Raw genomic sequence first — 14,292 nt, forward strand, 5'->3', positions numbered from 1 at the left:
CCGGTCAAGGCCGTCAGTTGCGGGCGTACTTCAGAAGGCCTTTCACGAGTGCGTCGAAGGTAACGCGCCAGCGCGGTGAGGATTTCAGGTTCTCGTGCATGGCGACCCAGGTGTCGAGCGGCAGTTGAAAGATATCCGGCAGGACCCGGACGAGATCCGGATCGCGCCGGGCGATGCCGACCTGGCAGATGCCGATGCCCGCGCCGGCCCGGATCGCCGCAAGCTGGGCGAGGTTGCTGTCGGCGCGATAGCTCCAGCGGACGCGTTCCAGATCCGGAAAGGCCGGGGCGCTGGTGCGGATGCGGTCCGCCGCCGCGCGGACAAAGGCCGAGCGACGATCGAAGCCGATCAGCCGATGGGCCAGAAGTCCTTCCGCATTTTCCGGAGGTCCGTGCCGCTCCAAATAGCGGCGATGAGCATAGAGCCCGAGCGGAATGTCTCCGATATGACGGGCGACGAGCGCTTCCTGAGCCGGGCTCGTCATGCGCACGGCGATATCCGCCTCGCGCTTCAGAAGATCCTCCAATGAGTCCGAAAGTGAGAGTTCCAGTTCGAGGCCTGGATGTTCGTCCTGAAGCGCCGCGAGAATTGGCGGCAGGACTTCCACGCCGACCACGTCGCTGGCGCTGATCCTGACCGTGCCTCGTATGGCGCCGAATTCACCCGACGCGAGCCGCTGCATGGCAGCCGTCGTGGCGGCTAGGTTCTCGGCATAGGGTTTCAACGCCAGCGCCGGATCGGTAGGCAAAAGACCCTGTTGCGAGCGGGTGAAGAGCTGGTAGCCGACCGCCTGTTCCAGGGCGTCGATATGCCGGCCGACGGTGGGTTGGGTGAGGCCGAGTTCGCGTGCCGCCGCTGAAAGCGAGCCCAAGCGCAGCACGGCGAGGAAGGTTCGGTAGAAATCCCAGCTGATGTCATTCATTTTTGTATGGATGCCAAAAAGTTTCCGTCAATTCCGTATAGTGCGAAACCGCGCGATATTCCAGCCATCGAAACCGCACTGAAAAGGAATATCGCCATGACCAATATCTCGATCGCCAAACCGGTCGCTCTTGTCCTCGGTGCCACCGGCGGCATTGGCGGCTATGTGGCGCGCGGACTCGTAGCCCGCGGCTGGACTGTTCGCGCGTTGAACCGAAAGGCCGACGAAGCTACCCGGCGCGAGCCGCGTTTCCATTGGATCCAAGGCGATGCGATGAGTGCCGCCGATGTTCGTCGCGCTGCCCAGGACGTCAGGCTGATCGTCCACGCCGTCAATCCGCCGGGCTACAAGGACTGGGAAAAGCTGGTCCTGCCGATGCTGGACAATACGGTCGCGGCGGCAAGAGACGTAGGTGCCCGCATCCTGCTGCCGGGTACGGTCTATAACTACGGGCCGGACGTCTTTCCGAATGTTACCGAGGAAAGCCCGCAAAACCCTGTCACCCGCAAGGGAAAGATCCGCGTCGAGATGGAGCGTCGACTGAAGGCGGCTTCGGAGGAGGGCGTGCCGGTGCTGATCGTGCGGGCCGGCGATTATTTCGGTCCCGGCGCGGGCAATAGCTGGTTCGGCCAGGGACTGGTGAAGGCCGGCAAGCCGGTGACGTCCGTCAGCCGGCCGAATGCCAGGGACGTCGGCCATCAATGGGCCTACCTCCCGGATGTCGCGGAAACCATGCTGCGCCTGATCGGCAGGGAGAGTGAATTGCCGCGTTTTACGCTCTTCCACATGAACGGGTTCTGGGATGAGGGCGGTCGTGAAATGATCGCAGCGATCGGTCGTGTCGTCGGTAGGAAACCGAAGGTCAAGGCCTTCCCCTGGTGGCTGCTGACGCTTGCGTCACCCTTCGTGCCCCTGTTCCGCGAGCTCGGCGAGATGCGTTACCTTTGGAAGATGCCGGTCCGGATGCGCAACGACAAGCTTCTGGCGTTCCTCGGGGAGGAGCCGTCGACGCCGATCGATGAGGCGGTCAGGGCGGCGCTTATCGACCTTGGGTGCCTGGAAGCGAAGCTGGCCAAGGGGGCAAAGCCGGTGGCACTGCTGGCCTAACGAAAAAGGGCCTGCTGACTGCTCTTGGGAAGGCCGTCGGCTGTTCCTTCGTCATCCTCGGGCTTGACCCGAGGATCTACAAACGGTCGATGTGGGCAAGTCCTCGGGACAAGCCCGAGGATGACGCCGAGTGAGATGCGAGGTTTAGTCACCAGCGAAAGGGCCTCATGGCGCGGCCCCTCGCTTTCCTATCAAGCGACGGCTTCGAGCGCGGGATAATCGGTATACCCCTTTGCGCCGCCGCCATAGAAGGTGGCCTTGTCCGGCTCATTGAGAGGCGCATTCTGCCGGAGCCGATCAACGAGGTCCGGATTGGCAAGGAACAGCTTGCCGAAGGCGACCGCATCGGCATATCCGCTCTCGACCGCCTCGATGGCGCTTTCGCGATCGTATCCGTTATTGACCAGCCAGCCGCCGGTGCCGCCGGCCTTGCGATAGACGGCCTTGAGCTCCTGATAATCGAAGGGCTTGTCGCCCTGGAAGAAATCGCGATCACCCCCGGTTGCGCCCTCGATCACATGGATGAAGGCGAGGCCGCGCGGGCCGAGCTGTTTGGCCACGTAGTTGAAGAGGGGCTGCGGATCGGTCTCGGTGATGCCGTTGCCCGGGGTAACCGGCGACAGCCGGATGCCGACCCGGCCGGCGCCGATTTCCCTGGTGACCGCATCGACGACCTCCAGCAGGAAGCGAGCGCGGTTCTCGATCGAGCCGCCATAGTCGTCGGTGCGCTGATTGGCACCTGACTTCAGGAACTGGTCGATCAGGTAGCCGTTAGCGCCGTGCAGTTCGATGCCGTCGAAGCCGGCATCGATTGCGGCGCGGGCACCCTTGCGGAAATCGTCGACGATACCGGCGATTTCGGAGCGTTCGAGCGCCCGTGGCGCAGAGGTTTCGACAAAGGCGCCGCTGCCGTTCGGATTGATGATGTAGGTTTTCGTACCGGCTGGGATGGCGGAGGGGGCAACGGGCGCAGCACCGTTCGGCTGCAGCGAGACGTGGGAGACACGGCCGACATGCCAGATCTGGGTGACGATCCTGCCGCCTTTCCTGTGAACGGCATCAGTGACCTTCTGCCAGCCCTCGACTGCCTGCGGCAGGTAAAGACCCGGGACATCGGCATAACCCTGGCCCTGCTGGGTGACAGGCGTTCCCTCGGTGATGATCAGGCCGGCCGTAGCACGTTGCTCGTAATAGGTGACGTTGAGATTGTTCGGAATTGCCTTCGGCGATCGGTTACGGGTGAGCGGTGCCATGACGATGCGGTTGGCGAGTTCGATGTCGCCGAATTTGGTCGGATCAAAAAGATTGGCCATCGGAAATTCCTTTTTTTGCACTTGGGAGGATTGAGCCGGCATCAGAGGGTTGACCTGAGCTCGTCGAGAAAGGCCGCAATGGTTTCCTCATTGCGGTGGTAGAACGCCCATTGGCCGACGCGATCGATCTTCAGCAATCCAGCCTTTTCGAGCGTCGAAAGATGCGCGGAGACCGTCGATTGGGAGAGGCCGCAGCGCTTTTCGAACTGGTTGGCGCAGATACCCATTTCGAGCGGATGCGCCTGATCTGAGAAATGGCGCTCGGGCTCCTTCATCCATTCCAGGAATTCGACCCGGGTCGGATGCGCCAGCGCCTTCAGGATTTCCGTCTTGTCCATCTGAGGATCCGCATCGGAGTTTACCGATATATAGATCGTCCAATGACGATTTAAAGGAAGGCGTTTGCGAAAAACGAAAGTCCGTAAAAAAAATGGGCCGCCGGATCGCTCCAGGGCCCTTTCAGTTGTGAAGGTCAAAACCTCCAGAGGGGAACAGCCAGCGCAGACGACTGGGATGTCGTCGGGAGGCGCCAGCTACCAGAGTATATGGGGAAGGGCAGACCGCTCGACAAGGGTGCGGATGGAATATTGAACAGAGGTTTTGAGACGGGAGAAAAAAGAGCTCGCTGCACGCAGGGCAAAAAAAGAGGGCCACCGGATCGCTCCAGGGCCCTATAAGTGTGAAGGTCAAAAAACCTCCAGAGGGGAACAGCTGCTGCGGTGGAACTGGGAGGAAAAAGCCACCATGTGCATCAGCTGTGTGCGATATGGTGGTTTTTTGTGCAGTGAACAATGCCCTTTTGTGCAGGCCAGCCATGCGCAACATGCAATGCTGCAATCGGAAGATCTCGGCAAACACATATCAGGCAACGCTAGGGCGCTGGAATCCTTCAGGTTTAAAGGGCTTGAGGCGCATCTGAACCGCCTGATCGGTGCTCAGAAATTCCAGTTGCGGGCCTTGCCGACGACGAAATCACGAAAGACTTTGAGCTTCGCGGCGTTCTTCATTTCATCCGGATAGCAAAAATAGGTATCGAAGGATGGAATATCCGCATTGATCGCGAGCTGAATCAGTCCAGGGTCGCGGCCGACGATGTAATCCGGCAGGCAGGCTATCCCGATTCCCAGCAGGCAGGCCCGCTTGATCGAGGTCTGGCTGTTGATCTGCAGATGCGGCGTGCGCGTGTTGTCCGACGAGCGGCCGGCATATTCCAGCCAGTTGACGTCGAGCAGATAGCTCGGCGCCGGTTCGCCGAACGTGATGATGCGGTGATTGTCGAGATCCTCGATCGACTGCGGCTCCCCATAGCGATTGATGTAGGAGGGGGCGGCATAGACGTGCATGTGCACGGTGAAGAGCTTGCGCTGGATGAGGTCGGACTGTTGCGGCTGACGGAGCCGGATCGCGCAGTCCGCATGGCGCATGTTCACATCCAGTTCCTCGTTGTCGAGGATGAGCTGGATCGACATTTCCGGATAGAGCTGAAGGAACTCCTGCACCTTGTCGGTCAGCCAGCCCTGGCCAAGGCCGACCGTCGTGGTGACGCGCAGCTTGCCGGACGGCTTCTCCGTCGTCTCGGTGAGCTGCATCTTGACTGTTTCGAGCTTCAGCAAGACGTCATGCGCGGTGCGGTAAAGGAGTTCGCCCTGCTCCGTGAGGATCAGGCCGCGCGCGTGGCGATGGAAGAGTTTTACCCCGACATCCTGTTCCAGCGCGCTGACCTGACGGCTGATCGCCGACTGGGAAAGGTGAAGCTTGTCCGCCGCGTGGGTGAACGAACCAGCCTCCGCCGCAGCGTGAAAAATGCGCAATTTATCCCAATCAAGCGGCATACCCATCCCTGAACGTCACTCCGCGGCCACGGCCACCGGCTGGAGACCGGCGAGATAACGTTCAGCTTCCAGAGCTGCCATGCAGCCCATGCCGGCAGCGGTGACCGCCTGGCGGAAGGTGTCGTCCGTCACGTCGCCGGCCGCAAAGACGCCGGGCACGTCGGTCGCGGTGGAGTCCGGTGCCGTCCACAAATAGCCGTTCGGCTTCGTCTTCAGCTTGCCCTTGAAGAGTTCGGTCGCCGGCGCATGGCCGATCGCCACGAAGACGCCATCGATCGGCCGCTCGGTGATCGCGCCCGTTTCAGTGTTGCGCAGCTTCACGCCCTCGACGGATGGCGGCAGTGGCGCCTTGGCCGGCTTGCCGGTGATTTCGGCCACTTCCGTGTTCCACAGCACGCTGACATTCGGACGCTGGAAAAGGCGTTCCTGCAGGATTTTTTCGGAGCGGAAACTATCGCGGCGGTGGACCACAGTCACGGACCTGGCGATATTCGAGAGATAGAGCGCTTCCTCGACCGCGGAATTACCGCCGCCGACCACGATCACATCCTTGTTGCGGTAGAAGAAACCGTCGCAGGTGGCGCAGGCGGAGACCCCGAATCCCTGGAAGTGCTGCTCGCTTTCAAGACCGAGCCATTTCGCCTTGGCGCCGGTGGCGATGATGAGCGTATCGGCGGTCCAGACGGCGCCGGAATCCGTGCGGACAGTGAACGGCTGGTGGTCGAGCTCGACCTCGGTCACGAGATCGTTGACGATTTCTGTCCCCACATGCGTCGCCTGTTTCAGCATCTGCTCCATCAGCCAGGGCCCCTGAATCGGATCGCCGAAGCCGGGATAGTTCTCCACATCCGTGGTGATCATGAGCTGTCCGCCCTGTTCCAGGCCGGCGATCAGCACGGGTTTCAGCATGGCGCGTGCCGCATAGATGGCGGCGGTGTAACCGGCCGGGCCGGAACCGATGATCAAAACCTCCGTGTGACGGGCGGACATATGCAGTTTCCTTTCAAAGACCGATCGACTCATGTTTTTTCAGCCCACATATAGGGGGTCGATTTCCGGTCTGCCGCTTTAAAACGTCATCTAAGATCGATCCATGCAGGAATGCAAGGGCAGCTTTGCATTAACAACAGATCAGTTGGCATGCGGGGCCATGATCCTTGCGTTAAATGCCGTTTCCGCTAAAAGCCTTTCGACAAAAGGGGAAAGCCGTGCTTCGTGCCGATCTGGACGCCATTGATATCAAAATCCTCAGAGAGCTTCAGCGCGACGGGCGAATGACGAATGTCGAGCTCGCGGAACGTGTGGGCATCTCCGCGCCGCCGTGCCTGCGCCGGGTGCGCAAGCTCGAGGAAGCCGGCATCATCGAGGGTTATCACGCGCTTCTGAACGGCCCGAAGCTCGGCTTCGATCTCGTCGCCTTCTGCATGGTCGGGCTGAAGCGCCAGTCGGATGCGGATCTCAAGGCCTTCGCTTCCAAGGTGCAGCAATGGCCGCTGGTGCGCGAGGCCTGGATGGTCAACGGAGACAGCGATTTCCTGCTGCGCTGCACGGCGCAGAACCTCACCGTCTTCCAGGATTTTGTCATCGAGGTCCTGACGGCGGACGAACATGTGGATACCGTCCGCACCATGCTGACGATCCGGCAGGTGAAACAACTCGGCCTCGTGGAAATCTGAGTTCGGCAATGGCCAGGCTTCCGATCTCCGCATTCATCATCTGCCAGAACGAGGAAGCCTATCTCGGCAACTGCATCGAGAGCCTCGTCGACTTCGCCGATATCGTCATCGTCGATTCTGGATCTACGGACGGAACGATCGATCTGGTCCAGTCCTATATCGACAAAGGTTGGCCGATCCGGCTTTTCCATGAGAAATGGCGTGGATACGCGGGGCAGAAGCAGTTCGCGCTGGAGCAGTGCGGGGAGCCGTGGTGTTTCAGCATCGATTCGGATGAGCGGCTGGACGTATCCCTGCGGAAGCTCCTGCCGGAGCTTGTCGCGGCTCCCATGGAGATCGTCGGCTGGAAGATGGCGCGACGGCCCTATCTCATCGGTTACGGCTACACGCCCGAGAAGGTTCACGAGCGCAAGATCCTGCGGCTGATCCGCAAGGGAAGGGGCGCTTTCGACCTCGACCAGGCGGTGCATGAGGGTATCGTGCCGGACGGCAAGGTCGCCAGGACGAAGACCGGCAGCCTGCTGCACTACCGGCCGATCCTCATCGACGAGCAGATTCTTAAAGAAAACAAGTATTCAACGCTCAAGGCGGACCAGAAATTCGCGGAGGGCAAGAAGCCGAGGCCGGTCAAGCTCTTCATTTCGCCCCTGCTTTATTTCTACCGGCTTTACCTGAGAAACGGTTTGTGGCGTTGCGGCGCGCCAGGGTTCATCGAGGCGATGACGGTCGCGGTCTACGCCTTCCTCACCGAGGCCAAGCTTTACCAACGCCAGGCGCTGACGGAGCGCCCCAATCGGGACGACGCGCCGACGCGCTGAAACGGGAGACACGCATGAAGGTCCTGCACATCCATTTCGGCAAGGAGGGCGGCGCGGAACGCTTTTTCGTCAATCTCGCCAACTCCCTGCACGAACGCGGCATCGAGCAGCGCATGCTGATCCGGCCGGGACGGACCTGGCAGAAGGATCTCGAGAAATGCGGCAAGGTTTATCTGGGCATATTCCGGCGCATCTCGCTGTCGCGCTTCTGGCTGTCGTTCCGCATGTGGAGGATCCTGCGCGAATACCAGCCCGATGTGATCATGACATGGCAATTAAGGGCGAGCCGCTTCATGCCCGATTACAAGAAGGCGCGGCGGATTTCCCGGCTCGGCGACTATCCGGAGCATCTGGGGTATTACCGGAATTCCGAAATCCTCGTCTGCCTGACGCCGGACGTGGCGGAGAAGGTACGCTCGTTCGGCTGGAAGCGGGGGCTGGAAGTCATCACGAATTTCACGCGAGCGGCTCCGGTGAGCCCGGTATCGCGGGAGAGTCTTCAGACGCCGGCGGATGCCTTCGTCGTTCTGGGGCTCGGCCGCTTCGTGCCGAGAAAGGGTTTCGATACACTGATCCGCGCCATGACGAAGGCCGAGAATGCCTATCTCTGGCTGGTCGGCGACGGTCCGGAGCGGGAAAATCTCGAACGGCTGGTCGATGAGCTCGGTCTTCGGTCGCGCGTGCGCTTTGCCGGCTGGCAGACGAATGCCTATGCCTATATCGCCGCCGCCGATGTTTTTTCCATCGCCTCCCTGCACGAGCCACTCGGGAATGTCTGCCTTGAGGGCTGGGCGGCCGGAAAGCCGACCGTGTCGTCGCGGGCGGAAGGCCCCTCCTGGGCGATGACGGATGAGACGGATGCGCTCATGTATGATCCGGGCGACCATGACGGCCTGGCAACGGCGATCCGGCGCCTGATGGACGATCCGGCACTCAGGCAACGTCTTGTGGATGGAGGGCATCGCACCCTTCAGGAGCGGTTCTCGGAAAAGGCGATCACCGATGCCTATATCCGTCTGTTCGAAACCGGCTCAACCGCGTCATGAAGGTCCATCACTATCATTTCGGCAAGGATGGCGGCGCGGAACGCTTTTTCGTCCATCTCGTCAACGCGCTCGCCCGTCGCGGTGTCGAACAACGCGCCATCATCAGACCCGGCCGTGTCTGGCGGAAAGATATCGAGGGCGTGGCGGAGATTATCGAAAGCAATTTTCGCAATCTCTCGCTCGATCGCCTCCTGCTGCCGGCGAAGGTCGCTCGACTGGCGAAGAAAGAAAAGCCGGATGCCTTGATGGCGTGGGCTCCGCGCGCCAGCGAACTGATGCCGGCCTATCAAGGCTGCATCAAGATTTCACGACTGGGCGATTATCCGGCCAGGCTCAGTTACTTCAAGAACACGGATGTCATCGTCTGCAACACACCCGGCATTGCGGATCAGGTCCGGAAACTCGGCTGGACGCGCGGCATCGAGGTAATCTCCAATTTCACCAATGCGGATGCCATGCCGCCGGCCTCGCGTGCTTCGGCAGATACGCCGGAGGACGTGCCGGTCATCATGTCCATGGGCCGTTTCGTGAAGCGGAAAGGTTTTCATACGCTGATCGATGCAATGGCGGCGGTGCCGGACGCCTATCTCTGGCTGGCTGGCGAGGGAGAAGAGCAGGAAGCGCTCGAAGCGCAGGTCAGGGAACGGGGCATGACCGGTCGCGTGCGCTTCCTTGGCTGGCAGAAGGATGCAAGGCCTTACGTTGCCGCCGCCGATATCTTCGTCATGCCGTCCAGCCATGAGCCGCTCGGCAATGTCATTCTGGAGGCCTGGGCGCAGAAGCGGCCGGTCGTTTCGTCACGCTCGGAGGGGCCGACCTGGTTCATGCGCGACGGAGAAAACGGACTGCTGGTCGATATCGACGACCCCGCCGGATTTTCGCGGGCGATCTCAGAGCTGATCACGAACAGGGCGCTCGCCGCGACGGTCGCAGAAGGCGGATACAAAACGCTGATGCAGCAGTTTTCCGAGGAGGCGGTTGCCGGCGCTTATATGAGGCTTTTCACGCGGAAGCCGTGATCCGGTAGATATTGCTGAGGCGTTTTGCCTCGCCCTCGATGCTGAAATTCGCGACCGCATGATCACGCGAGCGGATCGACGCGGCTTGCCGCCGCCCGTCATCATCCATGAAGAGGGCCGCGGCTTCGGCCATGGCATCGACGCTGCCGCGGTCGATGATCACACCGGTTTCATCTTCACCGATGACCAGAAGCTCCGGGAAGGCGCCGACATCGGTGGCGATCACCGGTACGGCCGTCGCCATGGCTTCGAGGGGGGTGAGCCCGAAGCCTTCCCAGCGCTGCGGGGCGATGAAGAGGTCGAGGGCGCGGTACCATTCGTTGATATTGGTGTGCTCGCCGACGAAGAGGATGCGGTCAGCGAGACCGGCGGCAGCGACCTTGTCCTTCAGGCCCTTCTCGAAATCCACATGCGGGCCGGTGGCGCGCCCGGCGACGATCGCCGCCCAGTCAGGCCGGTCGGGCAGCAGGCGGATCATCGAATCCACGAAGACATCCGTACCTTTCTGGTGCCGCACGCGGCCGAAGCAGCCGACGAATTTTTTCGCAGGATCGAGGCCGCGTGCTCGCCTGGCTTCAGCTTTGTCTCCGGGTGGTGAGAAGCGGTCAGTGTCGATGCCATGCAGGATGACCGTGTTCGGGACGGTAAGGTAATCGGCCGTCTTGCCGCAGACGGCAATCACATTGTCCATCTTCGAGATGAGCCATTTCGTCCAGCCTGTATGGCGGCGCTGCGAGGCCGAGGTGAAGACGATCTTCAGCGGCATGCGCAACACGTCGCGCATGAAAATCGCCGGCAGCATCTCGACATTGCGGCGGGCATGCCAGATGCGGAAACGTTTGCCGAGGGGCGGATGCCAGAGGGCGAGGAGATCGCGATATCGGATATGCGGCAGATCGGCAGGCAGGCCCGGCCCAAGCGCTGCAACCTTCTGGCCGAGCGACCTCTGGACCGGGATGAGCTGGATGATCGTCGACGTGACGCCGGAGAGGCGCCGCTTGAAATTCGGCGCGATCACTTCGACGTCGCGGATATCGATGATGGCGGGATCGCCGTTCTTTCCCCCCCTGTTTTCCAAAGGCGATCAGCCCCAGGAAACGGAGAGGATCTCGTAGCCCTTGGAGCCGCCGGGGGCGACCACTTCGATGGAATCGCCGGCTTCCTTGCCGATCATGGCGCGGGCGATCGGCGAAGAGATGGAGATGCGGCCTGCCTTCACATCGGCCTCCTGGTCGCCGACGATCTGATAGGTCTTTTCCTCGTCGGTATCCTCGTCGACAAGTTTCACGGTTGCGCCGAACTTGATCTTCGAGCCGGACATCTTGGAAAGATCGATCACCTCGGCGCGCGCCGTCAGGTCTTCGAGTTCGGTGATGCGGCCTTCATTGTGGCTCTGGGCCTCCTTGGCGGCATGGTATTCGGCATTTTCCGAAAGGTCGCCATGGGCGCGCGCTTCCGCAATTGCCTCGATGATACGGGGACGCTCCTCCTGCTGGCGCCAGCGCAGTTCTTCCTGCAGCTTGGCAAAACCGTTCTGCGTCATCGGTACCTTTTCAACCATTTCACTGTCCTTCAGACTCATGCCCGCGGTTACCGCGGACACAAAAAGAAACAGGTTCCGGAGTAAAACTTCGGAACCATCGCAACATCAGAATTTGGGTCACTATAACAGAATTTCGACAGCGAACGCTAGGAATTTCGACACTCTGTCGGAGGAGTTCCCCATGCTCACATGAGAATCCAAGGCCGCCGTTTTGTCAATGACTTGACAAACGGATGAAAGAACATTCGACGAACAAAGCGAGTGAGGAAATCGCCAGAAATCGCCCGGATATCCGGGCCGGCGTTGACGGATACGGCTGTTTCCGCAGGGGTTGCAGGATGATGAGTTCAGGCAACGAATTGTGGATTGTCCGGCAGGTTGGGCGGATTGTAGCCGCCCGCATTCATGCGCGCCCTGACCGTTTCGTGGATCATCGCGCCTTCCGGCACCAGGCGCCGGTCGCCGAGCGGTATGTAGAACCCGCCCCGATGCCCGCGTTTGCGCCAGGAGGTCTCGGGTACGCTGCGCGGGGCATATTCGAGGATTTTCCAGCCGATCGTCATGGAATCATGGAGGGATGCCAGCGGATCGAGAGGAACATATTTGTTGTCGTTCCTGCCGAGCACGATGTTGTTGATCGTGCGCGTGACGTAGACGAGCCCTGCTGGCTCCGTCTCGCGGATCATCCAGTCGAGCGGTATTTTGATCTGGCCGCCTTCCTCTTCCGCGTATCCGCCGCCCACGTCGCCATGGACGCCCGCGAACCAGACCTCCTTGAAATCCTGTGGCGCAGGGGTCTTCGGCTTGAAGGGGCTTCCCCAATACTCCTGTCCGGGCGTCCAGAGTTCGGGCTGGAACATGGTGCGCCGCTCGTCGATCGCCACCGCATGCCGCACCCATTCGACGCTGGGGTTCTTGCGGGTAAAGGGATGCGTCTTGAACTGGGGATACCACTTGCCCGGCTCGATGACCGAAGCCACCGTATCGAAGAGCCCGAGCAGCCTGATCGGCGGGCGATCGTTGCGGAGCATCCGCTCGTAGAGCCGCATGCTGAGGAAAGCTGATGGCGTTTCTCCCTCGCCGGGGGCATTTCCACTGCTCTCCTCCTGATCAGGAATGCCCTTGTAGGTCCTGTAGGCGTAATCGAGCAGATTGAGATGATATCTGGTCGTCAGGCCGAAAGCATGGATGAAGCCGGCCAGCACGCGCGCCGAATAGGCGCCGCGGCTGAAGCCGAAGATATAGATGCGGTCGCGGTCGGGATGGCGGCCATTGGCATCGGCAGGACCCTGGTCGTAGTTCTCGACCAGAAATCGGTAGGCTTGCTTGACATTCTGGTCGAGGCCCCAACCGGTCGCAAGCCCCCACACTTCGAAGGACTTCCGGTAGAATCTGGACCAGGCATTGGCCGCGCCGAAGGTGCCGACACCGGGGTCGTAATAGACGATCTGCTCGGCAGATCGCCTCAGCGTGCCGAACAGCCTCAGGATATTGCTCCGGTCCGCCGATATTTCGTTCGACGTGCCATCGAAGAGAATGATGATATTCTTGGACATGGCCGCCCCCGAATGCCAAGCGCAAGGTAGCATCCGGAGCAGCAAACTTCAATTCTGGGTAGATTGCCAGAATGCTCTCCGAATCTTGCAACTCAAAGCGGTAGCCCCCTTGCCTGGAAATACTCCTACGGTGCGTCAGGGCGCTGCATATCAGCCCCCGCCCGCGCAAGGGATTACTGCCAGCGCACCTCGGCGCCGAGTGCGGTGAGCTTCTCGACAAAATGCGGATAGGCGCGGCGGATCGGGTCGGCATTGCGGATGGTGGAGCGGCCATCGATTTGGATGGCGGCGATGAACAGCGCGAGCACCACGCGGATGATGTAAGGCGCCTCGACTGTGGCCGGGCGCAATTGGTTGCCGCCACAGACAATCAGACGATGCGGATCGGACAGATGCACCCGTGCACCGAATTTCAAAAGCTCGGAACTCCAACCGAGCGCGCCTTCGTAGACCTTGTTCCAGAACAGGATATCGCCAGTGCAGCCGACCGATACGCCAATCGCCTGCGGCAGGAGATCGGCAGGGAAATAGGGCCAGGGCGCGGCCTCGATCTTGGGCAGCATTTCCAGCGTATAGGGTTCGGTGATCGAGCGCGTCCAGCCACTTGCGGTGATCGCTCCATCGCCGATTTCGAAGCGGAGGCCAAGCTTTTCGAACTGGCGCAGGATCAGCGGCATATGGCCGCCCATATCCGTTTCGACAGTCAGGCGTCCACCGGTGACGGCACCAATGGCCAGATAGGTTGCGACTTCATGGTGATCGTCGGGAACGCGTGCGACCGTGCCGCCGAGGCGATCGACACCGTGAATCGTAAGGCGCGATGTGCCGATACCTTCGATCCTGGCGCCCATGGCCAGCAGCATCTCGCACAGCGCTTGCACATGCGGTTCGGAGGCTGCATTGGTGAGTGTGGACGTGCCTTCTGCGAGCGCGGCGATCATCGCAAAGGTTTCCGTCGCCGTTACCGAAGCATAATCCGGCCATAGGTCCGCTCCGACCATCGCGCCTTGACGCTCGATCTCATAGGGATGATCGGCGACGATGCGGCCGCCCAGCCTTTCGATGATGTCGAGATGCGGGTCGATCTCGCGCACACCCAGCGCACAGCCCTTGGCGGTGGTGTCGAATGTAAGGCGGCCGTTGCGCAGCAGGACCGGACCGAGGAGTAGCACGGCGGCGCGAATGCCGACCGGCAGTTGCGCCTGGCCGTTCTTGAAGGCTGCTGCATCATGCCTGATCGTCAGACGCTGACCATCCAGATCGCGGTCGATAGTCGAGCCCATCGCCGCGAAATACTGCAGCAATTTGTCGATGTCGCTGATCTCGGGCACATTCTCCAGTGTCACCGCCTCATCGGTCAGCAATGAAGCGCACAGCATCGGCAGGACGGCATTCTTGTTGCCGGAGGGCCGAACTGTTCCGGAGACTGGGCGCCCGCCGTCGATGATCAGGTCAGCCAT

14 protein-coding genes are annotated in these 14,292 nt (G+C 60.9%); 5 read left to right on the forward strand and 9 right to left on the reverse strand.

Features of this window, described 5'->3' with window-relative positions; translation table 11 throughout:
- Positions 1–13: 13 nt before the first annotated feature.
- Positions 14–922, reverse strand: a complete 909-nt coding sequence (locus ABK249_RS09655; protein WP_348862726.1) for a LysR family transcriptional regulator — start codon at positions 920–922, stop codon at positions 14–16.
- Positions 923–1,018: 96 nt separating this feature from the next.
- Between ABK249_RS09655 and ABK249_RS09660 the strand changes: the two genes are divergently transcribed.
- The gene (locus ABK249_RS09660; protein WP_037148643.1) at positions 1,019–2,029 is read left to right on the forward strand and encodes an NAD-dependent epimerase/dehydratase family protein; all 1,011 of its coding nucleotides are present in this window, start codon (positions 1,019–1,021) and stop codon (positions 2,027–2,029) included.
- A 191-nt stretch (positions 2,030–2,220) separates the two neighbouring features.
- Here ABK249_RS09660 and ABK249_RS09665 read toward each other — a convergent pair whose 3' ends face one another.
- The 4 genes from ABK249_RS09665 to trxB all read right to left on the reverse strand — a co-directional run bounded on the left by ABK249_RS09665 (position 2,221) and on the right by trxB (position 6,164).
- Complete coding sequence (locus tag ABK249_RS09665; protein WP_037147968.1) at positions 2,221–3,342, reverse strand: alkene reductase; 1,122 nt, start codon at positions 3,340–3,342, stop codon at positions 2,221–2,223.
- A 41-nt stretch (positions 3,343–3,383) separates the two neighbouring features.
- The gene (locus ABK249_RS09670) at positions 3,384–3,680 is read right to left on the reverse strand and encodes an ArsR/SmtB family transcription factor (RefSeq protein ID WP_037147966.1); all 297 of its coding nucleotides are present in this window, start codon (positions 3,678–3,680) and stop codon (positions 3,384–3,386) included.
- A gap of 597 nt (positions 3,681–4,277) precedes the next feature.
- Positions 4,278–5,174, reverse strand: coding sequence for a LysR family transcriptional regulator VtlR (locus ABK249_RS09675; protein ID WP_037148640.1), 897 nt, complete (start codon positions 5,172–5,174; stop codon positions 4,278–4,280).
- Between the two features lie 15 nt (positions 5,175–5,189).
- Positions 5,190–6,164: a thioredoxin-disulfide reductase gene (trxB, locus tag ABK249_RS09680; RefSeq protein ID WP_037147964.1), complete on the reverse strand. Its 975-nt coding sequence runs from the start codon at positions 6,162–6,164 to the stop codon at positions 5,190–5,192.
- Positions 6,165–6,340: 176 nt separating this feature from the next.
- On the opposite strand from trxB, the gene ABK249_RS09685 reads away from it, so the two are divergent.
- The 4 genes from ABK249_RS09685 to ABK249_RS09700 are packed head-to-tail and all read left to right on the forward strand — an operon-like array spanning position 6,341 to position 9,733.
- Positions 6,341–6,850, forward strand: coding sequence for an Lrp/AsnC family transcriptional regulator (locus ABK249_RS09685; protein WP_233469781.1), 510 nt, complete (start codon positions 6,341–6,343; stop codon positions 6,848–6,850).
- Between the two features lie 8 nt (positions 6,851–6,858).
- A complete protein-coding gene (locus tag ABK249_RS09690) occupies positions 6,859–7,668 on the forward strand; it encodes a glycosyltransferase family 2 protein (protein WP_037147960.1) in 810 nt (269 codons plus the stop codon).
- 14 nt (positions 7,669–7,682) lie between these two features.
- Positions 7,683–8,714 carry a glycosyltransferase gene (locus ABK249_RS09695; RefSeq protein WP_348862727.1) on the forward strand — a complete coding sequence of 344 codons (1,032 nt, stop codon included), beginning with the start codon at positions 7,683–7,685 and terminating at the stop codon, positions 8,712–8,714.
- Entirely contained in the window at positions 8,711–9,733 is a 1,023-nt protein-coding gene (locus ABK249_RS09700; RefSeq protein WP_348862729.1) for a glycosyltransferase, read from the forward strand. Before ABK249_RS09695 ends, ABK249_RS09700 begins: the two co-directional genes overlap by 4 nt.
- Here ABK249_RS09700 and ABK249_RS09705 read toward each other — a convergent pair.
- The 4 genes from ABK249_RS09705 to ABK249_RS09720 all read right to left on the reverse strand — a co-directional run bounded on the left by ABK249_RS09705 (position 9,717) and on the right by ABK249_RS09720 (position 14,292).
- A complete protein-coding gene (locus ABK249_RS09705; protein WP_348862775.1) occupies positions 9,717–10,775 on the reverse strand; it encodes a glycosyltransferase family 4 protein in 1,059 nt (352 codons plus the stop codon). The two genes, ABK249_RS09700 and ABK249_RS09705, sit on opposite strands and share 17 nt — an antisense overlap.
- 42 nt (positions 10,776–10,817) lie before the next feature.
- The gene (gene greA / locus ABK249_RS09710) at positions 10,818–11,294 is read right to left on the reverse strand and encodes a transcription elongation factor GreA (protein ID WP_037147954.1); all 477 of its coding nucleotides are present in this window, start codon (positions 11,292–11,294) and stop codon (positions 10,818–10,820) included.
- A gap of 329 nt (positions 11,295–11,623) precedes the next feature.
- Complete coding sequence (locus ABK249_RS09715; RefSeq protein ID WP_348862730.1) at positions 11,624–12,832, reverse strand: T6SS phospholipase effector Tle1-like catalytic domain-containing protein; 1,209 nt, start codon at positions 12,830–12,832, stop codon at positions 11,624–11,626.
- 173 nt (positions 12,833–13,005) lie between these two features.
- Complete coding sequence (locus tag ABK249_RS09720) at positions 13,006–14,292, reverse strand: UDP-N-acetylglucosamine 1-carboxyvinyltransferase (RefSeq protein ID WP_348862732.1); 1,287 nt, start codon at positions 14,290–14,292, stop codon at positions 13,006–13,008.

This window comes from Neorhizobium phenanthreniclasticum (genome assembly GCF_040066075.1).
Lineage (GTDB): Bacteria > Pseudomonadota > Alphaproteobacteria > Rhizobiales > Rhizobiaceae > Neorhizobium > Neorhizobium petrolearium.